This window comes from Streptomyces sp. Ag109_G2-15 (assembly GCF_900215565.1).
Taxonomy (GTDB): Bacteria; Actinomycetota; Actinomycetes; order Streptomycetales; family Streptomycetaceae; genus Streptomyces; species Streptomyces diastatochromogenes.
Window position 1 is genome coordinate 1,593,195 of record NZ_OCNI01000002.1, and the last position, 24,072, is coordinate 1,617,266.

At 72.6% G+C, this 24,072-nt stretch carries 20 protein-coding genes; 15 read left to right on the forward strand and 5 right to left on the reverse strand.

Going from position 1 to position 24,072, the window contains the following annotated elements; translation table 11 throughout:
• From pcaG to CRP49_RS43635, 4 genes are all read left to right on the forward strand, one after another.
• Positions 1–603 (forward strand): protocatechuate 3,4-dioxygenase subunit alpha, encoded by a 603-nt coding sequence (gene pcaG / locus CRP49_RS43620; RefSeq protein WP_097258857.1) that lies wholly within the window; start codon positions 1–3, stop codon positions 601–603.
• A complete protein-coding gene (gene pcaB / locus CRP49_RS43625) occupies positions 600–1,940 on the forward strand; it encodes a 3-carboxy-cis,cis-muconate cycloisomerase (protein WP_097258858.1) in 1,341 nt (446 codons plus the stop codon). The genes pcaG and pcaB overlap by 4 nt, the downstream gene beginning before the upstream one ends.
• A complete protein-coding gene (gene pcaD / locus CRP49_RS43630) occupies positions 1,937–3,061 on the forward strand; it encodes a 3-oxoadipate enol-lactonase (protein ID WP_097258859.1) in 1,125 nt (374 codons plus the stop codon). Before pcaB ends, pcaD begins: the two co-directional genes overlap by 4 nt.
• Positions 3,062–3,131: 70 nt before the next feature.
• Positions 3,132–3,923 (forward strand): SDR family NAD(P)-dependent oxidoreductase, encoded by a 792-nt coding sequence (locus CRP49_RS43635; protein WP_097258860.1) that lies wholly within the window; start codon positions 3,132–3,134, stop codon positions 3,921–3,923.
• 1 nt (position 3,924) lies between these two features.
• Here the strand turns inward: CRP49_RS43635 and CRP49_RS43640 are convergent, their stop codons facing one another.
• Positions 3,925–6,609, reverse strand: coding sequence for an AAA family ATPase (locus CRP49_RS43640; RefSeq protein ID WP_097258861.1), 2,685 nt, complete (start codon positions 6,607–6,609; stop codon positions 3,925–3,927).
• Between the two features lie 331 nt (positions 6,610–6,940).
• Here CRP49_RS43640 and CRP49_RS43650 point away from each other — a divergent pair, with 331 nt between their 5' ends.
• The 3 genes from CRP49_RS43650 to CRP49_RS43660 all read left to right on the forward strand — a co-directional run bounded on the left by CRP49_RS43650 (position 6,941) and on the right by CRP49_RS43660 (position 10,501).
• Positions 6,941–8,224 (forward strand): MFS transporter, encoded by a 1,284-nt coding sequence (locus CRP49_RS43650; RefSeq protein ID WP_097258862.1) that lies wholly within the window; start codon positions 6,941–6,943, stop codon positions 8,222–8,224.
• Positions 8,215–9,366, forward strand: coding sequence for an anhydro-N-acetylmuramic acid kinase (locus tag CRP49_RS43655; RefSeq protein ID WP_097258863.1), 1,152 nt, complete (start codon positions 8,215–8,217; stop codon positions 9,364–9,366). The genes CRP49_RS43650 and CRP49_RS43655 overlap by 10 nt, the downstream gene beginning before the upstream one ends.
• A gap of 106 nt (positions 9,367–9,472) precedes the next feature.
• On the forward strand, positions 9,473–10,501 hold the full coding sequence (locus CRP49_RS43660; protein ID WP_097258864.1) for a DUF2510 domain-containing protein: 1,029 nt from the start codon (positions 9,473–9,475) through the stop codon (positions 10,499–10,501).
• A 160-nt stretch (positions 10,502–10,661) separates the two neighbouring features.
• Here CRP49_RS43660 and CRP49_RS43665 read toward each other — a convergent pair whose 3' ends face one another.
• A complete protein-coding gene (locus CRP49_RS43665) occupies positions 10,662–11,276 on the reverse strand; it encodes a TetR/AcrR family transcriptional regulator (RefSeq protein ID WP_097258865.1) in 615 nt (204 codons plus the stop codon).
• Positions 11,277–11,535: 259 nt separating this feature from the next.
• Between CRP49_RS43665 and CRP49_RS43670 the strand changes: the two genes are divergently transcribed.
• Positions 11,536–12,330: a phosphatase PAP2 family protein gene (locus CRP49_RS43670; protein WP_097258866.1), complete on the forward strand. Its 795-nt coding sequence runs from the start codon at positions 11,536–11,538 to the stop codon at positions 12,328–12,330.
• The gene (locus CRP49_RS43675; RefSeq protein WP_097258867.1) at positions 12,327–13,289 is read left to right on the forward strand and encodes a hypothetical protein; all 963 of its coding nucleotides are present in this window, start codon (positions 12,327–12,329) and stop codon (positions 13,287–13,289) included. The genes CRP49_RS43670 and CRP49_RS43675 overlap by 4 nt, the downstream gene beginning before the upstream one ends.
• 114 nt (positions 13,290–13,403) lie before the next feature.
• Here CRP49_RS43675 and CRP49_RS43680 read toward each other — a convergent pair whose 3' ends face one another.
• Together CRP49_RS43680 and CRP49_RS43685 are read right to left on the reverse strand one after the other, a co-directional pair.
• Positions 13,404–14,258 (reverse strand): phospholipid scramblase-related protein, encoded by an 855-nt coding sequence (locus CRP49_RS43680; protein ID WP_097258868.1) that lies wholly within the window; start codon positions 14,256–14,258, stop codon positions 13,404–13,406.
• A gap of 90 nt (positions 14,259–14,348) precedes the next feature.
• Positions 14,349–16,397: a phosphocholine-specific phospholipase C gene (locus tag CRP49_RS43685; RefSeq protein WP_097258869.1), complete on the reverse strand. Its 2,049-nt coding sequence runs from the start codon at positions 16,395–16,397 to the stop codon at positions 14,349–14,351.
• Positions 16,398–16,668: 271 nt separating this feature from the next.
• On the opposite strand from CRP49_RS43685, the gene CRP49_RS43690 reads away from it, so the two are divergent.
• The 6 genes from CRP49_RS43690 to CRP49_RS43715 all read left to right on the forward strand — a co-directional run bounded on the left by CRP49_RS43690 (position 16,669) and on the right by CRP49_RS43715 (position 22,643).
• Positions 16,669–17,394, forward strand: a complete 726-nt coding sequence (locus CRP49_RS43690; protein WP_143670108.1) for a hypothetical protein — start codon at positions 16,669–16,671, stop codon at positions 17,392–17,394.
• A gap of 175 nt (positions 17,395–17,569) precedes the next feature.
• Positions 17,570–18,379, forward strand: a complete 810-nt coding sequence (locus CRP49_RS43695; protein WP_097258871.1) for a hypothetical protein — start codon at positions 17,570–17,572, stop codon at positions 18,377–18,379.
• Positions 18,380–18,449: 70 nt separating this feature from the next.
• Positions 18,450–19,118, forward strand: a complete 669-nt coding sequence (locus CRP49_RS43700) for a hypothetical protein (protein WP_097258872.1) — start codon at positions 18,450–18,452, stop codon at positions 19,116–19,118.
• Positions 19,115–21,337 carry a M48 family metalloprotease gene (locus tag CRP49_RS43705; RefSeq protein WP_097258873.1) on the forward strand — a complete coding sequence of 741 codons (2,223 nt, stop codon included), beginning with the start codon at positions 19,115–19,117 and terminating at the stop codon, positions 21,335–21,337. The genes CRP49_RS43700 and CRP49_RS43705 overlap by 4 nt, the downstream gene beginning before the upstream one ends.
• Positions 21,338–21,380: 43 nt before the next feature.
• Positions 21,381–22,094, forward strand: a complete 714-nt coding sequence (locus tag CRP49_RS43710) for a hypothetical protein (protein WP_097258874.1) — start codon at positions 21,381–21,383, stop codon at positions 22,092–22,094.
• 57 nt (positions 22,095–22,151) lie between these two features.
• A complete protein-coding gene (locus CRP49_RS43715; protein ID WP_373560434.1) occupies positions 22,152–22,643 on the forward strand; it encodes a PP2C family protein-serine/threonine phosphatase in 492 nt (163 codons plus the stop codon).
• 438 nt (positions 22,644–23,081) lie between these two features.
• Here CRP49_RS43715 and CRP49_RS43720 read toward each other — a convergent pair whose 3' ends face one another.
• Positions 23,082–23,723, reverse strand: a complete 642-nt coding sequence (locus tag CRP49_RS43720) for a hypothetical protein (protein ID WP_218893026.1) — start codon at positions 23,721–23,723, stop codon at positions 23,082–23,084.
• Positions 23,724–24,072: the final 349 nt, after the last annotated feature.

The window sequence follows — 24,072 nt, forward strand, 5'->3', positions numbered from 1 at the left end:
ATGACGAAGATCGACACGAGCAGCCCGGAGAGCGTGCTGCCCACCCCGTCCCACACGGTCGGCCCCTTCTACGGGTACGCGCTGCCGTTCCGCGGCGGCGAGGACATCGCACCCCTGGGGCACCCCGACACGATCACCGTCCACGGGTACGTCCTCGACGGCGACGGGAAACCGCTTCCTGACGCCCTCGTCGAGCTGTGGGGGCCGCGCCCCGACGGCACCGTCCCCCAGGTGGACGGCTCCATCCGGCGGGACCCCGCAACCAGCGACTATCTGGGCCGCAACGGTGTGGAGTTCACCGGCTGGGGCCGCATCCAGACCGACACGAACGGCCACTGGTACGCGCGGACGCTGCGGCCCGGCGCGCGCGGGAACAGCGCCCCGTACCTGAGCGTGTGCGTCTTCGCGCGCGGCCTGCTCGTGCACCTGTTCACCCGGATCTATCTGCCGGGCGACGAGGCCGCGCTCGCCGCGGACCCGCTGCTCACCCGAGTGGGCGACCGGCGCGACACGCTGATCGCCGGCGACGAGGGCAGTGGCACCTACCGTTTCGACATCCGCCTTCAGGGCGAAGGCGAGACGGTCTTCCTGGAGTTCCAGTGACATCTGCGTCCCCTCCGTACGCCGACACGGGTCTGATCGCCCCCGAGTGGGGGCTGTCCGGCGCCGCCGCCGAGACCGGCGACCACGCCTATCTGCGGGCCCTGCTCGACGCCGAGGCCGCGCTGACCCGGGCGCTGGCCGCGCTGGGGCTGGCCCCGGCCGAGGCCGCGGCGGCGGTGACCGAGGCGGCCGTCCCGGCGAACTTCGGCATCCGTTCGCTGGCGGCACGCACCCCGGCCGGCGGCAACCCGGTCATCCCGCTGGTCGCCGACCTGACGGCGGCGGTCGGCGAGCCGTACGGCCCGTACGTCCACCGGGGTGCGACCAGCCAGGACATCATGGACACGGCGACGATGCTGGTCGCCGTACGCACCCTGGAGCTGATCCTCGCCGACCTGGGCCGGACCGAGCGGGCGCTGGCCGGGCTGGGGCTGGAGCACCGGGACACCCCGATGCCCGGGCGGACGCTCACCCAGCACGCCGTACCCACGACCTTCGGGTTGAAGGCGGCCGGCTGGCGCTCACTGGTCCTGGACGCGCGCGACCGCATCACCCGGGTACAGGACTCGCTCCCCGCCCAACTCGGCGGCGCGGCAGGGACCTTGGCGGCCTTCGAAGCCTACGGCGCCCAGGACGTGGACGCGCTGACGGAGGCGTACGCCCGCGAAGTCGGCCTCGCGGCACCGGCGTTGCCCTGGCACACGCTCCGCACGCCGGTCGCCGACCTGGCCGGCTGCCTGGCCTTCACCGCGGGGGCGCTGGGCAAGCTCGCCGTGGACGTGCTGACGCTGTCGCGCACCGAGATCGGCGAGGTGAGCGAGGGCAGTGGCGGCGGCTCCTCCGCCATGCCGCACAAGGCGAACCCGGTGCGGTCCACGCTCCTCGCGGCCGCCGCCCGGCGCGCCCCGCAGCTCGCGGCCACCCTGTACGGCTCCCTCGCCGCCGAGGACGAGCGGCCGGCCGGCGCCTGGCACGCCGAGTGGGAGCCGCTGCGCGACCTGCTCCGGCTGGTGGGCGGCGCGGCCGCCCACGCGGCCGAGCTGACCGAGGGGCTTCGGGTGCACCCCGCCGCGATGCGCCGGAACCTCGATGCGACCCGGGGTCTGATCGTGTCCGAACGGCTGTCCGCCGCGCTGGCACCCGTCCTCGGCCGTGCGCGCGCCAAGGAGCTGCTGACCGAACTGGCCCGTCGCGCCCACGAGGAGAACCGTCCGCTGCGTGAACTCCTCGCGGAGGAAGCCGATTTGAAGGACGTCGAGCTGGACGACCTCACCGACCCCGCCCGCTACACCGGCTTCGCCGGTGCCCTCACCGACCGTGCCCTGGAGCGACGTTGACCGTGCACCTCCTCAACCACCTGGAAGAAGGCCCGGCTTCCGCTCCCCCGCTGCTGCTCGGCCCCTCGCTCGGCACCTCGTACGCCCTGTGGGACGCGGTCGCGCCCGAGCTGTCGATCACCCACCGGGTGGTGCGCTGGGACCTGCCGGGGCATGGCGGTTCGGCCCCGGATCTGATCGGGCCGGGTGCCACCGTCGGCGACCTCGGCGCGCTGGTGCTGGCCCTCGCCGACGCGCTCGGCATCGAGCGGTTCGCCTATGCGGGTGTGTCACTGGGCGGCGCGGTCGGCCTGCACCTGGCCGTGCACCATCCCGAGCGCCTGACCTCGCTGGCCGTCATCTGCTCGTCCGCGCACTTCGGCGGCAGCGCGCCCTGGCGGGAGCGTGCCGAGCGGGTGCGCCGGGAGGGGATGGAGTGGCTGGTGGAGAGCGCCGACGCGCGGTGGTTCACGCCCGGTTTCACCGTGCCGCGGCTGGTGCGGGACCACCGCGAGGCCGACCCCGAGGCGTACGCCGCCTGCTGCGACGCGCTGGCCGCGTTCGACCTGCGCGACCGGCTCGCCGACATCGCCGTACCGACCCTGCTCGTGGCGGGACGGCAGGATCCCGCGACGCCGCCCGCGCATCTGCGGGAGATCGCGGACGCGGTGCCCGGGGCCGCGCTGGTGGAGCTGCCCGGGGCCTCGCACCTGGCGCCCGCGCAGTGCCCGCAGGCCGTCCTGACCGCCCTGCGCACCCAGCTGAACGGAGCCCAGGCGAGCGGGATGGCGGTGCGCCGGGAGGTGCTGGGCGATGCGCACGTCGACCGGGCGCAGGCGCGGCAGACTCCGTTCACCGCGCGGTTCCAGGACTTCATCTCCCGCTATGCCTGGGGGGAGATCTGGACCGACCCGACCCTCTCGCGCCGCGAGCGCAGCATGATCACGCTGACCGCGCTGGTCGCGCACGGCCACTACGACGAGCTGGCCATGCACGTCCGGGCGGCGCGGCGCAACGGGCTGACACCGCAGGAGATCGGGGCGGTGCTGCTGCAGACCGCCGTGTACTGCGGGGTGCCGGCGGCCAACTCGGCGTTCGCGGCGGCCCAGCGGGTGCTCGCCGAGGAGGACGAAGCGCGCTGAGGGTGACCCTGCCGGTCGTAGCTTCAGCAGCACCTCCCTCCCTTCGGCGGGCCGTGCCTAGGGTGGGGGCATGTCGACTGTTCTGATCACGGGCGCCACCTCCGGGCTCGGCCGGTACATCGCCTTCGAACTGGTCCGGGACGGCCATCTCGTCCTCGCCCACGGCCGCGACCGGACGCGCACCGAGCAGCTGGTCGCGGAGCTGCGCACCGAGGGCCGGGCGGAGGGGTTCGTCGCCGACCTGGCCTCGCTCGCCGAGGTCCGCGAGCTGGGCGCCCGGGTCGCCCAGGCGCATCCCGAGCTGGACGTGCTGATCAACAACGCGGGCGTCGGCGGCGGTCCGAGCGGCTCCGGGCGTGAGCTGAGCGCCGACGGGCACGAGCTGCGGCTCGCGGTGAACTATCTGGCGCCGGTCGCACTCACCCGCACCCTGCTGCCGGTCCTGCGGGCCAACCCGCCCGCCCGGATCGTGAACGTCGGCTCGGCCGGCCAGGAGCCGCTGGACTTCGCCGACCCGGAACTGACCCGCGGCTACAACGGCGTGTCGGCCTACTGCCGCAGCAAGTTCGCCCTCGCCGCGCACACCTTCACGCTCGCCGAGGAGCTGGCCGGCACCGGGGTGTCCGTCAACGTGCTGCACCCGGCGACCTACATGGACACGACGATGGTGCGCGACGCGGGCGTGACGCCCTGGCACACGGTCGCCGACGGCGCGCCAGGCGTGCTGGCACTGGCCACCCAGGACCTGGGCACGAGCCGCTACTTCGACGGCACGAGCCCGGCACGCGCGCACGAGGCGACGTACGACCGCGAGGTGCAAAAGCGGCTGACGGCGGTCACCGACCAGCTGCTGGCCGTCTGACCTAGCGCAGCCCCCGCCCCGTCTCCAGCACCTCCCGCGCCTGCGCCACCAGTCCGTCCGCCCCGATCGAACGGGCCAGCGCCAGGCCCCGGTTGAGTTCCGCGACCGAGCGGATCGCGATGCCGTACTCGACCCGGGCCGCCGCGTGCTCGTACTGGCAGGGTGAGGCCTCCAGATAGGCGACGGCCTGGGCGGCGAGCCGGACCGCGCGCTGGCCGGTCTCCAGGGCGGCCGCGCAGCGCAGGGCCTCGCCGATGGCGGTGTCCGTGCCGAACCGCTCGGCCTGCCGGCGGGCGTCCGCGGCGAGCTGGGCGGCCCGGGCGGGGTCCTGCGTGGCGAGGGCCTTGGCGAGGTCGATGGACCAGGGTGCGAGGACGGGGTTGTGGCCGCCGCGGGAGGCGGCGGTCTTCTCGGCGGCCTCCAGTTCGTTGATGCCCTCCTCGGTGCGGCCCACCGCGAGCAGCAGCCGGCCGCGCACGGAGCGGATGTCGGGCAGCACGATCGTGGACGGGTAGGGCGGGGCGAAGCCGTACTGCTCGGCGATCGACCAGGCCTCCTCGACATGGCCGCGGGCCAGCAGGGTGTCGACGAGTCCGCAGGTCGACGACCAGTACAGCGGCAGGCCGCGGCCGACGCGCTCGGCCAGGTTCAGCGCCTCGCGCAGCGTGGTCTCGGCGTCGCGCAGCCGGCCCTGTCTGCGGTAGGCGAGGCCGAGGAAGGCGTTGGCCAGGGAGAGGTGGCCGCCGCGCCAGCCGGCGCCGGTGTAGGCGCGCAGGGCCTCGGCGAAGAGGCTCTCGGCGCGGTCGAGCCGGTCGGCGTAGGCGTACGCGCTGCCGAGCATCATCAGCAGTTCGATGCCCCACTCGCCGTCGGTCCAGCCGAGGCCGGGTGCGAGGCGGCCGTTGACGAGGGCGCGGTCGCACAGCTGGAGGACCTCCTCCGCGTTCTCGCCGTGGGTCATCGCGTCGAAGCCGCGCAGGATCAGCAGGGCGCGCTCGGAGTTGTCCCGGCCGGTGCAGGTGCCGGCCAGTTCGGCCAGGCGCCGGGAGCGTTCCTGGGAGACGGTCTCGCCGTGGATGCCCTCCCACATGAACTGCACGGCCTGCAGCCGCAGTTTGACCGGGCCCGCGTCGTGCCGGGCGGCCTCGGCCTCGACGGTGCGGACGGCCTCCTCCAGCTGGTCGTTGTGGAGCAGCGCCTGGGAGAGCCGGACCACTGCGTCGACCCGCTGGCCGCCGTCGAGGCCGGGCATGACGAGCGCGGACTGCAGGTGCTCGATGGTGACGGAGGGTGCGGTCAGCAGGGTGGCGTGGCCCAGTTCGAGGAGCACGTGCGCGTGGACCTCGGGGCGCGGCGGCTCCTCCAGAGCGCGCTCCAGGCAGCGGCGGGCCGCGTCGGGCGCGCCGACGGCCAGGTGTTCGCGGGCCGCCTCGCGCAGCTGCTCGACGAGTTCCTCGTCGTCGTCCGGGTGCACCTTCAGCAGGTGCCGGGAGGCCTCGGCGGCGCCGTGTCCCGTCTCGGTGAGGATCTGCGCGGCGACGCCGTGCATGGCGGTGCACACGGCGGGCGGGATGGAGTTGTAGACGGCGGAGGCGATCAGCGGGTGGACGAACTCCAGCTCGCCGCCCTCCGTTTCGGTGCCGGCCGCCGGGTCGGGTTCGGTGAGGATGCGGGCGGTGCGCAGCAGTTCGGCACAGCGCTCGGCGACGTCGGTGCTCATGGAGGCGAGCCGTGCGACGAGGTCGACGGAGATGCCGGTGCCGAGGATGGCGGCGGCCCAGGCGAACTGGGTGGCGTCGATGCCGAGTCCGTTGAGCCGGTCGACCAGGCCGCCGCCCCGGGCGGCGCGGTTCAGGGCGCGCAGTTCGCCGGCCCTGGACTCGACCGGCTGGACCTCGCTGTCCAGCACCTTGGCGAGGAGTTCGACGGTGTCGTACGGATTGCCGCCGGTGACGGCCCAGACCTCGCGGCAGAACGGGTCGTCGGCATGGCGGCCGACGGTGGCGCGGGTGAGTCCGGCGGTGGCCTCCGGGGTGAGGGCGCTGAGGTTGTTGACGGGACGGCCCGCGGCGGCGGCGATCGCTTCGAGGTGGCGGGCGCTCTCGCCGCTCACCTCGCCGGGGCGGCGGGCGACCACGACCAGCACGGACAGGTCGTCCAGGCGTTCGGCGAACGCGGCCAGCCAGCGCAGGGTCTCCTGGTCGGCCCAGTGTGCGTCGTCGATGATCAGCACCAGCGGCCACTCGCGGCGGGCGAGCCGGCGCACGGCCGCGACGAGTCCGTCGCAGACGTACTGCGGGTCGACGCTGCCCTCCCCCGGGTCGACTATCCCGAGGGCGGGGCCGGCGATGTCGTACCAGTCGCCGAGGTACTCGCGGGCCTCCTCCGGCAGCAGGGAGACCAGCGCCGGCTGCAGCAGCTGCCGTACCACGTTGAACGGCACGGACTTCAGGGTCTCGCCGCCGCGGGCGGACCACACCGTGCAGCCGCGGCGCTCGGCGATGCGGCGCGTCTCGGTGAGCAGCGCGGTCTTGCCGAGTCCGGCCTCGCCCCGGAAGACCAGCAGGCTGCCCGCGGACGACTGATCGGCACGCAGGACGTCGAGCGTCCGCGTGACGGTGGCGATCTCCGCGTCCCGCTCCCACAGGGAAGCCGCGGCGGCCGCCGACGACCGTCCCTCCGTCATCCCGTTACCTCCCCAGGTCGCCCGAATGACGTACAGACCACGAGCGTAGCCGTCCGATGGGATGTGTGGTGGCCGGTCGGGGCAGGTGTTGCCCCGCCGGGTGAACGAAGAGGCGATCGGGCGACGCGCATGCCGCCCGACCAGCCGCTGTACAGCCGACGAACCGTCAACAGGGCCTGGAATGAAGCTGATTTTCGAACGCCCCGGAGATCACGGGGATCGGGAGGACCGCGGGGATCGCGAGGATCGCGGGGATCGCGGGGATCGCGGGAGTCGTGGGGATCGCGGGAGTCGTGGGGGTCGCGGCGATACGGCCGCCCGTGCGCCGACGGTGCGGGCGGTGGCGGCGGGGTCGGTGGGCAATCTCGTCGAGTGGTACGAGTTCGGCGTCTACGGCTATCTGGCGACGGTCCTCGCCGAGCGGTTCTTCACCCCGATGGGCGGGAGTCCGGCCGAGGGACTGGTGCGCACATACGTCTCCTTCGCGCTGGCGTTCTTCTTCCGGCCCCTGGGCGCGGCCCTGTTCGGCAGGCTGGGCGACCGGATCGGGCGGCGGCCGGTGCTGATCGGGGTGGTCGCGCTGATGACGGCCGCGACGACACTGATCGGGGTGCTGCCGACGTACGCCACGGCGGGGGCTCTGGCACCGTGGCTGCTGACGTTTCTGAGGGTGCTTCAGGGGCTGTCGGCAGGCGGGGAGTTCGGCGGAGCCGTGGCACTGATGACGGAGTTCGCCCCGCCGGGACGGCGCGGACTGTACGGCGCGTGGCAGTCGTTCACGGTGGCGCTGGGTCTGCTGGGCGGTGCGGGCGTCGCGGCGGCCACGGCCACGGTGCTCGGCGAGGCTCAACTCGTCGGCTGGGGCTGGCGGTTGCCGTTCCTTCTGGCCCTGCCACTGGGGCTGGTGGCGCTGTGGCTGCGGGTCGGGCTGGAGGAGACGCCGGAGTTCCGGGAGCGGAAGCGGGCGGGTGCCGGCCCGGGTGGTGCCGGGGTGGTCGCGTCGGCGGTGCTGCTGGGTGCTGGGCGGGTCATGGGCTGGTCGGCGGCCGGATACACCTTTCTCGTCGTCCTGCCGTCGTACCTCCAGGCCTCGCTGCACACCGACCTCCGGCAGGCACTGCTCGCCACCGTCCCGGCCAACGTCGGGTTCGCCGTGGCGATCCTCCCGGCGGGGCTGCTCAGCGACCGGGTCGGGCGGCGGCCGGTGATGCTCACGGGTGCGGTGCTGGTGGCCGGGCTGGCGGTGCCGTTGTTCAACCTGCTGCAGAGCGACGGGACTTCGGCCGTGACCAAGGCCGTGGCCACGTGCGCCGCGGGCGCCGTGGTGGGGCTGATGGCCGGTCCCGGACCCGCGCTGCTCTCGGAGATGTTCCCGGCTCGGGTGCGCTGGACGGGCCTCGGGCTGGCCTACTCCCTGTCGAACGCGGTGTTCTCCGGGTGCGCGGGACTGATCATCACGGAGGCCGTACGCCGGACCGGGGACGTGGACGTGCCCGCGTACTACGCGGCGGGGGCGTGTGCGGTGAGTGCGCTGGCGCTCTTGAAACCGACCTTGACCGGCGCACCGCGCTCCGGAAACCACCCTCAGGAAAGGCAAGTTGACCCATGCGAGTGATCGGACTGATGTCGGGCACGTCGTACGACGCGGTCGACGCGGCGGCTGCGGACCTGCGGCTGGACGGCGACACGCTGGTGCTGAAGCCGCTGGGGATGGTGAGCACACCGTACGACGGCGGGCTGCGCGAAGCGCTCGCCACGGCGCTGCCGCCGGCCGCCGTGGCGCTCGCCGAGGTGTGCCGGCTCGACACCCGGATCGGGCAGGCGTTCGCCGCGGCGGCGGTCCGGGCGGAGCGTGAACTGTGCGGTGGGCGTGGCGAGTTGGTGGCCTCCCACGGGCAGACCGTCTACCACTGGGTGGACGGCGACCGGGTGCACGGCACGCTCCAGCTGGGGCAGCCGGCGTGGATCGCCGAGGCGACGGGGCTGCCGGTGGTCGCCGACTTCCGCGCCCGGGACGTCGCCGCCGGCGGCCAGGGCGCACCCCTGGTGAGCCTGGTCGACCTGCTGTGGCTGCGGGGCAGGGCGGGCACGCCGGTCGCGCTGAACATCGGCGGTATCGCCAACCTGACCGCGCCGGACGGGACCGCGTTCGACACCGGGCCGGGCTGCGCGCTGCTCGACGCGGCGGCCAGGGAGTTCAGCGGCGGGCGCCTGGCCTACGACGCCGACGGGGCGCTGGCCGCGCGGGGCCGGGTGCACCGGCCGCTGCTGGACCGGCTGCTCGCGGAGCCGTACTACACGCTGGCGCCGCCCAAGACGACCGGCAAGGAGCTGTTCCACTCCGGGTACCTGCGGGGGTCCGGGGCGGACGGCCTGTCCGCGGAGGACACGCTGGCGACGCTCAACCTGCTGACGGCCCGGACGGTCGCCGACGCGGCACGGTCCGTCGGTGCCACGGAGGTGATCGCCTCCGGCGGGGGCACCCGCAACCCGGTGCTCATGTCCCACATCCGGGACCTCCTCCCGAGGACCGCCGTACGCACCTCGGACGAGCTGGGCCTGCCGGCCGCCGCGAAGGAGGCGTACGCCTTCGCGGTCCTCGGTTTCCTCACCGCCCACGGCCTCCCCGGCACCGACCCACGCAGCACGGGCGCCCGACACCCGAGCGTGCTGGGCTCGGTGACCCCGGGGCGGGAGGGCCTGCGCCTGCCACCGGCTCCGCGCGGCGGGCCGGTGCGGTTGGTGGTGGAGGCGTGAGGTGGTCGAGGCGCGAGGCGATGTGAGGCGTGAGAAAGCCCACGTCCGAGGAATTGGCGGCTGATCCTCTCATCCGGCTTTCACCGACGCCTCATACGGTGGAGTCATGACGCAGGTGACTCCTCCCGGGTGGTACCCCGACCCCGGGCAGACGAATGACGGTCCGCCCACCGAGCGCTGGTGGGACGGCAAGGCCTGGACGGACCAGACCCGCCCCGCCGGGACGGCCGCCGCCTGGGGTCCCCCGGCGCAGCAGCTTCCCGGGGGCCCTCAGCCGGCTCCTCCGGCGTACGGGGCCGCCTACCCGGGCTATCCGACGTATCCCGTCCAGCCGCCGGCCGCGCCCCGGCGCGGTCTGCGCACGGGCATAGCCGTCGCGGCGGCGGCCGCGGTACTGGCGAGCATCGGGGTCGGCGTGTACGCCCTCACCAAGGACGACGGCAGCGGCGCCGGCAGCGACCGCGCCGGTACCCAGCAGGGACAGGGCGGGCAGAACGGCGGGCAGGGCGGGCCCGGCGGCGGTTCCGGTGGCCCTGGCGGGTCGGGCGGCTCCGGCGGTGAGGGCGAGTCGCCGTCCCCGGGGCAGTCCGCGGCGCCCAAGATCAAGGGCGGCGGCACGGTGCCGGACCCGGTGAACGGGATCAGCCTGCCCGTGCCGACGGGCTGGACCGGGCAGACGATCAGCGTCGGCGCGCAGGTCACGTCCGACGACTCCTACAAGTGCCCCGGCAACAAGGAGCAGACGTGCACCGCGGGCGGCGCCTACTCGGCGCCGGCCGTCGCGCTCGGCACGGAAGGCGCGACGGCCGAGGCGGTCGCCAAGGCGGACATCGCGGCCAATGCCAAGGAGTCCTACGGCGGCTCCAGCTACGGCAGCATCACCTCGCACAAGGTGCTGGCCTCCGAGGCGGTGACGGTGGCCGGGCAGAAGGGCTACCTGGTGCGCTGGAAGGCGGTCACCGCCAACGGCGCCGACGGCTACGTCGAGTCGGTCGCCTTCCCCTCGCCCAACGACACCAAGCAGATCGTCGTGGTGCGCTTCGGCGTGGACGTCGGCCAGAAGGTGTCCGTCATCGACGACATCGTCAAGGGCATCAAGGTCTCGTCCGGCGGTGGTAACGGCCAGAACGTCTGAGGTCGCCGTCCGAGGTCACCCGCGGACATAAGTCGGCCGGGTGGGATTCCCCTCCGCTCAAGAGGAATCCCACCCGGCCGGGGGTGCGCGCCGCCCCCGTCCCCACGGTGCGGCGCCGGCAGGTCGCCGTTCAGTCATCCCGTGAACGGCGGCCTGGGTCCTAGGTCAGTCCGAGTGCGGGCAGCACGGTGGAGTCCACGAACCGGACGAGATAGTCGGCGTCGGCGTACTCGCCGCTCAGCACCGGGCGTACGCGCAGGACGCCGAACATCATGGCCGGGACGTACTCCAGGGCGGGGTGGCCGGCGGGCACCTCACCCCGTTCCACACCCCGGACCAGCATCTTCTGGAGCGCGGCGATCTCGGGCTGGACGAGCGCCTCGCGCAGCGCCTGTGCCAGTTCGTGGTCGCCGGTGACCGCGTGGCCGAGCGCCTGCATGAGCCGGGCGTCCTTGTTGGACCAGTCGCCCGCCGCCCGCGCCGCCTGGCGCAGGTCCTCGGCGAGCGAGCCGGTGTCGATACCGGCGAAGCGCACCTTGCGGTTGGCGCGCAGCGCGGCCGCGACGAACTGCGGCTTGGTCTTCCACTGCCGGTAGAGCGTGGACTTGCTGCACCGGGTGCTGGCGGCGACGCCCTCCATGGTCACGGAGTCGTAGCCGCACTCCCGGATCTGTTCCAGCACGGCGTCGAAGAACTCCCGCTCACGCTCGGGCGTGATCTTGGAGCGGCTCGAGGCGGCGACCGTCTCCGGTCCGTCCGCGGCCTGCGACGTCATGCGTGGCTTCTCCTCACTCGTCCACGGTCCGCTGAAGATCCGCGCAAGGGCGGCTGCGGAACCTGTCTCCAGTGTGTCGCACATCAATCGATACGCAAGTGTACCGGTACTCAAGCGTATCGGTACACTGCCGTATCGGTACAGTCGCGTATCGGTACACTTTCGTATCGGTACGAGGACGTATCGATGAGCCCCGGGCCCCGGTCCGGGTCTCAGCCCGCACCACCACACGCACCACCGTCAGCGAAGGGGCCGGGGGATGAATGCCCGAACCGAGCCTGCAGAAGCGGAGCCGGACGCGATAACGCGCCCGCCGCTCGTCCGTGAGTTCCTGCTCGTCGCAGGGCTCTTCCTCGTCTACAAACTCGGACGACAGCTGGCCACCGGCCACACCGCCGACGCCTTCCGCAACGCCCACCGCGTGTGGGACCTCGAGCGGACCGTGCACCTTCCCCACGAGACCGCCGTGCAGTCCGCACTGCTGCACGGCGACACCCTCGCGCACCTGGCGAACACCTACTACGCGACCGTCCACTTCCCGGCCACGCTCGCCTTCCTGGTGTGGCTGTACCTCCGGCGGCCCGCGCACTACGTGTGGGCCCGCCGGGTGCTGGCCGTGGTCACCAGCGCGGCCCTGGTGCTGCCGTTCGTGTTCCCGCTGGCCCCGCCGCGGATGCTGACCGGCACCGGCCTGGTGGACACCGCCCGGCTCTACGGCCCCTCCGTCTACGGCCCGCCGTCCAGCGACCACCTCTCCAACCAGTTCGCGGCGATGCCGTCACTGCACTTCGGCTGGGCCCTGATGCTGGCGATCGGCCTGATCGCGGCCACCCGGTCGCGCCGGCGCTGGCTGTGGCTGCTGCACCCGCTGATCACCCTGCTGGTGATCGTGGGCACGGCGAACCACTACTGGCTCGACGCGATCGTGGCGACCGCCATGCTCGGCATCGCACTCGCGGTCGTCCATCAGCCGAACCGGACGTCCAGTACGGCCGGACGCGGTACGCGGCGGCTCGCCCCGAAGGAGCCCGTCCTGGTGGGAGCGGGCCGATGAGCGTCGCCGCACTCCTCGCCGTCGGCCTGTCCCTGATCTCGGCCGTCGCCTACGCCGCGGCCGCCGTCGCCCAGGAGCGCCTCGCCTCCCGCAGCCCCGGCACGGGCCTGCTACGGCTGCTCGGCACCGGCGCCTGGTGGTCGGCGGTCGGACTGAACGCGGCCGCCGCGCTGCTGCATGTCGTGGCCCTCAAGTACGGCCCGCTCACCGTCGTACAGCCACTCGGCGCGCTCACCCTCGTCGCGGCCGTGCCGCTCGGGGCGCGGGCGGCCGGGCGGCGGGTCAGCGCGGTGGAGTGGCGCGGTACGGCGCTCACGCTGCTGGGGCTGGCAGCGCTGCTGGTCACCGCGTCGGGTCCGGCGCCCGAGCGGGTGCTGAGCCTGACCGAGGCGGTGGCCGTCGCCGGTACGACCGCTGCCCTGATCGGCATGCTCTCCTGGCCCGGCGCCCGGCCGGGCCTCAGGCACGCGACCGCCTCCGGCTTCGCCTCGGGTGTCGCCTCCGCCCTCACCCAGACGGTGACGGTGGCGGCCACGGATCGCACGGGCCCGGTGCTCAGTGCCGGGGTGATCGTGGTCGCCGTCCTGGTCGCCGCGTTCGCCACCGGCGGGCTGCTGCTCTCGCAGACGGCCTACCGCGGCGGTCTCGGCGGCCCGCTGGCCGTGGTCACCCTGGCCAACCCGACGGCCGCCGCGGTCATCGGACTGACCCTGCTCGGTCAGGGCCTGCAGGGCGGGGCCGGCGGCGTGCTGCTGGCGCTGGCGGGGGCGGGGCTTGCGGCCTGGGGCGTGGTCCTGCTGACCCGGGCGGCACCCGAACCCGACCGGTCCGACGAGCACGCCGAGCACGACGAGCACCCCGTCGCGGCGGTCCTGGCCCTGGGACCGGGCACAGCGGCGGCGGAACCGGTGCTGGTGCCCCGGCAGCCGGAGCAGCCCGGGCATCTCACGGCACTCTGACCGGACCTACGACCCGTGGTCCGACCGGACACACGACGGCGGCCGGTGCGCGCGAAGTCCGCGTGCACCGGCCGCCGTTGCCGTACTCCCCGTAGCTCCCCGTGTGAGGGCCGCTCAGTTCCAGCCCCGGGAGTCCTGCTTGAGCGCGGTGTCGACGGTCAGCGCCGTCGCCACGACCAGGCTCAGCAGCGGCTCGGGCAGCTGGTAGTGGATCTGCAGGACGTAGTTGTCCGCCGACGTGAACAGCGTCTTGGCGAGGCCTTCCCAGGTCTTGGTGATCCGGGCCACCTCGTTGTCCGCGTGGTCGACGATCGCGAAGTTCCACGCCCGCCAGTTCTCCGCCTTGATCGCGCCGACCTGCTGGCCGTTCGCGTTCATCGCGAAGTTGATCTTCCCGATCATGTTCTGCTGGACGATCTCGCCGACCTGCGAACCGTCCGGGCGGGTCACGATGACCCGGGACTTGAAGATCTTCGCGGGCCGGGTCAGCAGCAACTGCGGCTGGCCGTAGGCGTCGCGGATCTCCAGCTTGTGCGTCAGGAACTGGTCCCAGCTGGAGAGGAAGCGGAAGATCTTCCGCAGCGCGCTCTGCCCGACCTCGGTGACCGCGCCGATCTCGCGGCCGCCCTGATCCATGACCTTGTACTCGTTGGTCAGCTCGATCAGCTTGGCCTTCTGGTTCACGACCAGGACCGGCTCGGTGAAGAGGGTGCCGCCGCCGGCACCGCCGGCCGCGACCCCGGCCTGCTGCTGCACCTGGCGCTGCACCTTGGGGTCGGCGGCCTGCTGGTGCGGGATGTGGGCGGCGGGCTGCTGGGGCGCGGCCTGCTGCTGCGGAACCTGTCCGGCGGCCTGCTGGGCCGGGTTCGTGTGCTCGGTCCACTGCGCGCCGTCCCAGTAACGGAGCGTCTGGGCGGCCCCGTGCGGATCGGGGTACCAGCCTGCAGGTGTGTTCGATTGCGTGGTCACCGGGGCACACTACCCTGATGTGACCGGTACCTGACCAGTCCGCACGGAGCGGTGTTCATCGCCCGTTCACCCCGTTCTTCCTCACCCCGTTCATCCCGTGATGATGGCCGGGTCGCTGACGCCGGGGTGCCCGTTCTCGACGTGGCCGGCGAAGGAGCGCAGGAAGGCCGGGTCGGCGTCCGAGGTGACCGTGAGGTCGTACCAGCACTTGCTCCCGGCGAGGCCGACGGTGTGCCGCACGGTGGCACCGGGCCGGACCGTGACGCCGACCGGGCCGCCGCCGTAGCCGTCGACCAGCCTCAGCTTCACCGTGCCGGAGCCCTTGTTGGTGAAGGTGAGTTCGACGCTGTCGCCGACGTGCCGGGCGGTGACCTCGGGTCCGGCGACCTTGTTACGGCCCTTGAAGACGCGCAGGAAGCCGTTCGGGCCGTGCACGGCGAGGTCGTACGAGCCGCCGGAGTAGGCCGAGTTCCAGGTGTCGGAGAGGGTCTTGCCGGCCTCGGTGGTGTAGGTCCAGGGGCCGTCGGTGCGGCTGTTGGAGGTGACCAGGAACGCGGCGCCCGCCTGCGCGCCGGAGGCGAAGCTGAGCGTGAACTTCCCGGCCGCCGTGTCCGCCGAACCGTCCACCACCGGGGTGTACTTGAGGGGGCGGGTGCGGCGGCTGCCGCGCTCCTGCTTGGGCAGCGACGGGTTGGCGGGCGGAGTGGGCTTGTAGTCGGGGTGCCGGTCGTGGTCCGGAGGCTCGTATCCGGCCGTGGACGGCAGCGTGACCGGTGCGGTGTCCTTGCGGGAGAAGTCGAAGGCGGCCGTCAGGTCGCCGCAGACCGCCCGGCGCCAGGGCGAGATGTTCGGCTCCTGGACGCCGAAGCGGCGCTCGATGAACCGGATGATCGAGGTGTGGTCGAAGGTCTCGGAGCAGACGTAACCGCCCTTGCTCCACGGCGAGACGACCAGCATGGGCACCCGCTGGCCGAGCCCGTAGGGGCCGGCGGGGTGGCCGGCGTCACCCTTGAACAGGTCGAGGGCGGGGTCCACGGTCGACTTGCCCTGGGCGGCGGAGGCCGGCGGGAAGGCCGGGATCACGTGGTCGAAGAAGCCGTCGTTCTCGTCGTAGGTGATGAACAGCGCGGTCTTGCCCCACACCTCGGGGTTGGAGGTGAGCGCGTCCAGGACCTGGGCGACGTACCAGGCGCCGTAGTTGGCGGGCCAGTTGGGGTGCTCGGTGAAGGCCTCGGGGGCGACGATCCAGGAGACCTGGGGCAGCTTGTCCGCCTTCACGTCGGCCGTGAGCTGCTCGAAGAAGCCCTCGCCCTTGCGCGCGTCGGTGCCGGTGCGGGCCTTGTCGTAGAGCGGGTCGCCGGGCTTGGCGTTCTGGTACTGCTTGAAGTAGAGCAGCGAGTTGTCACCGTAGTTGCCGCGGTAGGCGTCCTGGATCCAGCCCCAGGAGCCGTTCGCGTCCAGGCCGTCGCCGACGTCCTGGTAGATCTTCCAGGAGACGCCGGCCTGCTCCAGGCGCTCCGGGTACGTCGTCCAGGAGTAGCCGGCCTCGTCGTTGCCGAGGACCGGGCCGCCGCCCTTGCCGTCGTTGCCGGTGTACCCCGTCCACATGTAGTAGCGGTTGGGGTCGGTCGAGCCTATGAAGGAGCAGTGGTAGGCGTCGCAGATGGTGAAGGCGTCGGCGAGCGCGTAGTGGAAGGGGATGTCCTCGCGCGTCAGGTACGCCATCGTCGTCGACGACTTGGCGGGCACCCACTTGTCGTACTTACCCCCGTTGAAGGCGGCGTGGCCGTCGTTCCAGCCGTGCGGGAGGTCCTGGATGAAGGCCAGGCCCAGGTCGTCGGCGTCCGGGTGGAACGGGAGGATGTCCTTCGTACCGTCGGACTGCTTCCAGACCGACCTGCCGTTCTGCGTCACCGGGCGCGGGTCGCCGAAGCCCCGCACACCCCGCAGCGAGCCGAAGTAGTGGTCGAACGAACGGTTCTCCTGCATCAGGACGACGATGTGCTCGACGTCCTCGACCGAACCCGTGCGGTGGTGGGCGGGCAGAGCGGCCGCGCGCTGGATGCTGCTGGACAGCGCGGTGAACGCCGTCGTGGCGCCCGCGAGTTGGAGGAAGCGCCGCCGGTTTACTTCGGGCATGAGTGAGGGTCCTCTCGTCCTGCGTCCTGACGTACGCGATGCCGCCGAATGACGGAATCTGCGCGCAGCGAGTGTTCCAAGAGCAGCAAACGTCAGGGAAGGGTCTGATGGCGCCCATGTGAAAGTCGTCGGTACGGCAGGGGGTGGGGCCCGCCGGGACGCTTCGGAGAAGTCCTCATATCAGGGGATCGAAGGGCTGAAGAGATGTAATATCCCGCGCACATGCCGCCTGCCGACCGATTTCCGGCAGTGCGCGAGGGGGAGGAAATCCATGATCAGAAAATGCGCGCTGGCGCTCGGGGCAATAGTGCTGGCGAGCGGTTGCGGCGGTTCGTCGGACCACCGTTCGAGTGCGGCGGAGTCCCCGTCGACGGACGTCTCCACGTCCGCTCCCGACACCGCCTCGGCGACGCCGGATCTCAGCAGTCCCACCCCGGAGCCCACCCCCACCACGCAGGAACCCGTCGAGGAGACCCCCACCGAGGAGAGTGCGACCTCCGATGCTCCGGACACCTGGAGCGGGGGCGACACGACGGACGACGGCGACCAGTCGACCGGAGACGGGGACCGGGACTGCGGGAGCCTCGCGGGGAGCGGTACCTTCACCGACCCGCTGCAACTCGGCGCCGTGGACGGCCTCGTGACCGCCCGGAACTGCGCCCCGCTGACCTCCGGCTCACCGTTCAACGTCCGCTACTTCTCGTTCACCCTGTCCGGTACGCCCGGCACGGACGCCCACGCCGGGGCGTCCTTCACCCTCACCCAGGACGCGCTCGGTCCGGTGTACCCGGCGGTCGTCCAGCCGAACGGATGGGTCCTCAAGCCCAGCCTCGGCTCCGGGTACTGGACCGGAACGGAGCCCGACTTCACCGGCCGCTACCAGCAGATCTCGGACCTGGCTCCGGGCACCTACATTCTCCGCACCGAGAAACTCGACTCCCCCCTGCACTCCCTGTCCACGCCTTCGTACGACGTGGTCGTCGACCCCGGGTACTGAAAAACCTCAAGCGGCACAGGAATTCACTTCTGTTCTTTATTGACCGAATGTGAATGGACAGCTCTTTAAGGCGCATTATCCCTTAAACTCTCCGGCATCACGCCAGGAAGCGCGCTGGGGGGCGCGCCGGGGGGAGCTGGTTCTCGTGCGCCGTAGACCTTTGTGCGCAACCCTCTTGAGCTGCGCCGCGTCAATCGTCCCGCTGCACCTGTCCGCAGCGCCGGCGTACGCGGCGGACCCGGCCGCACCCTACGCCGAACTCACCCCGGACTCAGGCGAGTTGGTACCCGGTGGCGACCCGCTGACCGTGGACGCCACGTTCCACAACACGCTGGACACCGACATCACGGACAGCTTCATCGTCGCCGTCGGCATCCGACTCGCGCCGCCCGCTGCCCGGCTGACGTCCGATCAGGTCACCGTGGAGTGGTTCGACGCCGGCCCGTCCGTATGGCGGCCGGTGCAGTTGACACCAGGGGACACCGCGCTCAGCGGCTACCTCAGCACGGACGCCGGACTGCCGTCCGTCGGGTCGCTCCCGGCGGGCGACTCCGCCCGCATCCCGCTGCGCGTCTCGCTGGCCTCCGGAGTACCGGCGCCGTCCACGCTCCAGTTCGTCACGCAGGGCCTGATCCAGCCCACGGCCTCGGTCGACCCGGCGGCCCTGATGGACGGCAAGGCGTCGTACTCCGTGATCGAGCGGACGGCGGCGCCGGCGCCGGACGCTGCCTCGGAGAGCCTCGCGCAGGGCAGTCCGGCGAGCGACACGACGGCACCGACCGACACCCCGTCCGCCGTGTCCTCCTCCGCTCCCCCGTCCGCCACCACCCCCGCCCCGTCGGCGCTGTCCGACGGCACCGGAGGGGACGGGTTCGCGGACACCGGGACATCCGCACCGATCGTGGCGGGCAGTGTGGCCGCCCTCGTCTTCGCCGCCGTTGTCGCCGTCGGCGTGACCTGGCGTCGTCGTCGCGGCCGGCGCTGAACCCGCACGCGGTCGAGGCCGCCCCTCTCCGCACGAGCCCACCGCCGGTCCGTCCTCACGGGAGGAACTCATGTACCACCGCACGGGCCAGGATGTCCTGCGCGACGTGGTCCGCCACGTCGCTCCGGCCGAACTGGAAAAGCTGGACGAGACCTGCCGGGTGTACCTGGTCCGGCCCCATCCCCCGCAGCGCCTGCACCGGCCGGCCGGGGACCCGCTGGGCATCGGCTTCGAGTCGGATGTGGTGCTGCCGGTTCTGGTGGCGGTGGTCGCGCAGGTCCTCGCCGACCTCGCCTCCGGGCGCATCCGGGCGGGCGGCAGCCGGCTCAAGCGGTGGTGGCGGCGCCGGCGCGGGACCGACACCGAGGGCAGACGAGCCGCGCTGACCTCGGCCGTGCCGGAACTCTCCGAGGTGACCCGCCAGGAACTCGCGGACTGGACCATCGCCCAGGGCCGTGCCGCCGGACTGTCCGCGCCCCAGGCGGAAACCTGCGCCCAGGTCATCGTCGTGGCGGTGGTGCGCGGGAACGCGGGGCCGCAGCCGGTGCCGGACGCGCCGGCGGAACCCGAGCACCGCGCGGAACCGGCACCTGAGCACCACGCGGAACCGGAGCCCGAGCACCGCACCGCGCCGGACCCGCGCACCGCAGTCGCCGGTCCGGGCGACGACACGGGGGCGGGACTCCGGTCGTCGGAGAGCGGTGACACGCCGGCGGCCACGAGCCCGTCGCCGTCGTGAACGCCGTACCGGACCCCGACGGCCCACCCTCCCCCACCCCCACCGCCACCGCCACCGAGCGACCCGATGTGGCCCGCGCACTGGTCTCCAGCCCCCTGCCGCTGCCGACCACCACCCGACTGGCCCTGCTGGTCCTCGTCGCGGGCGCCGGTGCCTCGTTCGCCACCTGGTGGTGGCTGGTCCTCGGCCGGGACAACTGGCCGGACGCGCAACTCGCCTGCCTGCCCACCACCGACGCCGCGCCCGACGAGGTTCTCACCCGCTTCACCGGCTGCGTGGGCGACGTACGACTGGCGCAGTCGGCGGTGGTGTTGTGCGGGCCACTTGCCCTGCTGGCCCTCGCCCTGCTCTGCCGAGCCGCCGGGCGCCGGCTGAGCCTGTGGCGGTGGCGGGCCGAGCCGGAGCACTGCTCACCGCTCGCCCGGCGCCTGGCTGCCGTGGCGCCCGAAGGAGAAGGGCCCCGGCCGGTGCTGTGGGTGCGTCACGGCCGGCGCGTCGGGGTCCGGGCGCGTGCCTCGGGTACCGTCCACCGGCCCCGCATCGTGGCCGACTCCCACTTCTTCAACGAGAACGACCGGCACGTGGACGCGGTCTTCCGACATGAACTGGCCCACCTTCGGCTGCGGGACGTGGGCCGGGTACGGCTGGCCATCGCGGCCTCGTGGCTTCTGCTCCTCGGCGTCACCCTGCCGATGGCGGTCGCGCTGGCCCGCGACCCCGGACTGCTGGGCGCCGGTCTGCTGGTGCGCATGGCGGTCGTCCTGGCCGTCGTACTGCTCACCCTGTGCGCCGTGCTGCGCGTGCGGGAGCACGACGCCGACCTCGGCGCGGCGGCGGATCCCCGCGCACCACGGAACGCCACCGCCGACCACCTCGGCTCGGCCCTCCCGCCACGCCGCGTCGAGCACCTCAGGCGGTACCTGGGCCTCGCCACGCATCCGACACCCGCGGTCCGGCTGGCCGTGCTCGCCGATCCGGCGCGGTCCTGGGGGCTGTCGTCCCTGGAGTGCCTGACCACCGGGCTCGCCGCGGGCCTGGTGTTCACCGACCTCACTCTGCTGGTGGCCGCTCTGATGCCCGATCACACCCAACTCGCCTACATGGCGGGCGGGTTGCTGACCGGCTGGGCCGTGGCTGGGGTGGTGACCGTGGCATGGTGGCGGGCCGTGGCCGTGGGACACCGGGACGCATCCGGCCGGCGCGCGGCGCAGGCCGGAGCAGCGCTCGGTCTCGGTGTGCTCCTGGGCAGCCAGCTCGCCGGGCGGGCGGCCGGTGACTGGGTACGGGACACCGGCACGGCGGACGGGCTGGCGACCGCGCTCTCCCTGACCGACGTGCCGCGCGAGCAGGTGCTGGCCCTGGGCGTGGTGCTCGTGGCAGGTGGGGCGCTGTTCGCCCTCTGGACCACCTCCCTCGCCAGAGCCCTGGGGGCCACGGTGGACGGCCCCCGTTCAGCACCCGCCTGCGCGGCGGCCGTAGGACTGTCCGGGCTCCTGCTGGCCGTGCCGCTGGGCAGCTGGTTCCTGTTCGCCCGGCTGACGGCGGCCCGCGCCGCCCCTGACATCCGGTGGGCCGTGATCGACACGCCCTGGTGGGTGGCGGGGGTGCTGACGACCGTCGTCGGCGCGCTGGTACCGGCGGCCGCCGCCCGCGCATCGAGGCACCCCGGACCTAGGGGGTGTCTTCTGGATCGGGTCGGCCGGAACGCACCGGTACTTCCCGCCGACCCGATCCAGAAGACATCCCCGAGCGGCGCCGGGCGGATCGGGCCCCTGGCCCTGCTGGCCGCCGCCACGGTCCTGGTCGCGGCCGGGGCCGGATGGGCGGCCTTCGGCAGTGGGCCGGGCCGAGCACCGGCCGCAGCCCGCTCCGGCGACTCGGCGGTGTCCGCGGCTCCGACGGACTCGTCGGTCTCCCACAGCGGTGACCGGACCGTCCCCCTGGACCAACTCCCCGTGCTCCCGCCCGAGGAAGAGCGGACGGCCGCCCTGCGGACGAACACCGCCCTCGTCTGCCGGTCGCTGTCCCTGGGCGGCACCGCCATCTGGACCGACCCCCAACGCCGCGCCGACACGGCCGAGTTGCTCGGCGGCCTCGACGACACCGTACTGCGGGCCGCAGCCGCCGTCCTCCAGCGCGACCCGGCGGGAGCCGTGGACCGCCACGCACTGGTCGCCTCCGTCCTGCGCTGCGACCTGTACTTCCGCTACGGCCGCTGACCGGCCACGCACGACGATCCGCCCGCTGTCCGAGGAGACGCCCGTGAGCCCGAGATCCGCTACGACGTCCGCCACCGGCCGACGACGGCTCGCCACCCTGCCGGTCGTGGTGGCGGTGCTGGCGGGTACGGCCCTCGCCGGCTGCGACGGCGCACGCCACCGGCCGGACAACGCAGTGCCTGCGCACGCACCCGCGACCACCACGTCCACCGGCACCGCAGCCCTGTCCGCCGCCCTGCTCACCACAGCCGAGTTGCCGGCCGGCTATGTGAAGACCGTCCTGCGCGACGATCCCCCGACGCGCTCCGACCGTCCCGGATGCCTCACCGCGCTCAACTCATTGGAGTCGTCCCGCAGTTCCCACCCCGGCGCGGTCGAGGCCAGGGTCACCTTCGCCATGAGCCAGAGCGGCCCGTTCCTCCAGCAGGTGCTGCGCCGGCTGCCGGGATCCGGGGCACGGCAGGAGCTGAAGCAGGCGACGAGTGTGCTGTCCGGCTGCCCCGAGTTCACCATCGGCTGGAGCGACGGGACCACCGGTACGGAGCGTGTGGTGCCGCACGGCTCGGCGGGGATCGGGGACGCGTCCTGGCACGCCACGGTCACCGCGACCACCGGGACGTTCACCGTCCAGGAGACCCTCGTCCTGGCCGCCGTGGGCAGGACCCTCCTCGTGATCAGCGACGCGGGCAGCCCCACGGCACCCGAACGCTCCCGGACGCTGGCCCTGGCCCGTACCGCCGCGTCGCGGATCGTCTGACCCCGGGACAATCATTAGGTCGACCAATCATGCTTGGTCGGCCGAGTAATGCGCTTCGTGACGGTGTACGACCCGGTCTCGCGCCGTTGCACCCTCGCCCGCGCCGGGCATCCGCTCCCGCTGCTGGTGAGCCCGGACGGCGCTGTGGAACTGGTCGATCTTCCCGCGGGACCCCCGCTGGGCCTGGGCGGACCGCCCTTCGAGGCTGCCGAGATCGACGTACCGGAAGGCAGCCTGCTCGTGCTCTACACCGACGGCCTGGTCGAATGGCGTGACCTCGACATCGATGACGGCATCACACGGCTGTGCCGAGCCCTGGATCCCGCGGTCTCCCTGGACGCCTCGCAGGTCGCCACCTGGGACGTGGAGCCCGAGGCCCGCAAGGAAGCCGTTCGCCAGATGGAGGCGTGGGGGCCGGCCGACGCCGTCTTCGTCACCGAACCGGTCGTCAGCGAGCTGGTCACCAACTCACGACACAGGAATCCCGGCAGTGGACCACCCACGCCGGCGTTTTCCTGGTCTGGCTCGCCGCCCGGCACGTCACGCTGACGGGGATCGGTGGACACCGTCCTGACCAGGTTGAAGACCTCGCGGGCGGCGTATCGCTTCAGGCAACGGATGGTCTCACGCCGGGTTTGCCCTCCTGAGTGCGGCGTTCGCCCAGACCCTTCTCATCGCCAGATCCCGGCCTGGCAATCCAGCAGTGATTCGCTGTTCTTGCCGCTCAGGGTCGGAGTATCGGGAGCGACGGGCAGCAACCTGACGGGACCATACAAGTCTGCGGCAGGCCGGAAGGCCAAGATCCGCGAGATCCATGAGGGGTTGGCGGGGCACGGCGGCCCGGCCATCCCGTCAGACCCGTCCGCGCAACCGGGTCCACGTCGAGGGCTGAGTGCTGCCCGGCGCCGGGAGAACGAGGCGTGTGTCGGAGAGGCAGACTGGATCGCGCCGGAAGTGTCCGTCCGTGAATGCGGGCCGAAAGCGCCTTCAGTGCAGAATGCTGACCGCGCGGGCGATCACCAGGAGCGAAGTCAGGAGAGCGGCGACGCTCTCCACGCCCATCAGGAACTTGGCGCGTGAGGAGAGCGGCATGGTGTCGGTGGGGCTGAACGCCGTGGAGTTGGTCACCGACACGTAGAGGTAGTCCATCAGGGTGGGCACCCAGTCGGATGTCTTGCTGGAGCCGTCGGAGACCTCCTGGACGGCGTCGTCGTTCTCGTCCTGCGAGAATCGGAAGTCCGCCAATGGCAGTTCCTCACGGGGCACTTGGGTCCGGCTGACCGGGCCGCCACGGTCCAGCTCCCAATAGGCCAGACCGAAGACGATGACGTTGGTGAGCCAGATCTGCAACGAGGCCACCAACAGCGACTGGCCGTCCTTCACCTCGGCGGACACCAGCTCATGGACCAGGGTGCCCAGCGCGAGGAGGTTGCTCGCCGCGATCACGGCCACGAGCGTCAGCGACAGGACACGGAAGGCCCGCGTCTGTCGAGTCAGCCGTCGAGGGTTGATCGCTACGAGGGGTACGAGGAGCACACACTCCAGGGCGGGCAGTACGTAGCGGGGGGTGATCAGGAGCTGCTGGGGCAGGAGCAGGTACAGCGCGATGGCGACGAGTGTCGCTGCCACAGCCGGTAGCCGAGCCTCTCCGCGGCGCTCGTGCCGCGGATGTCTGAAACGGGCTTCTTCACGCGCTCGCGGCATGGCTGGACCTCCACCTTGTCCTCACCTGGGCATGTAATGCGGCTCGTCCGGATCACGGTGTGCGTCGCAGGGGCCGGGCGCGGCGACGCTTCCACGCTCGGGCCCTCACCGGTGACTACGGGGTCCGCCATGTGCGGGTGGACGACCGGCGCCTGATGGGGGGCTGAGTTCCGGCGCCGGCAGCCCGCGCCTCCGGAGCCCCGGGGCCAAGCGGAGGCGGAGGGTGTTCATGATCCGGCTGCGGGCGCGGGGGCCTGGCCGATGAACGTCGAAG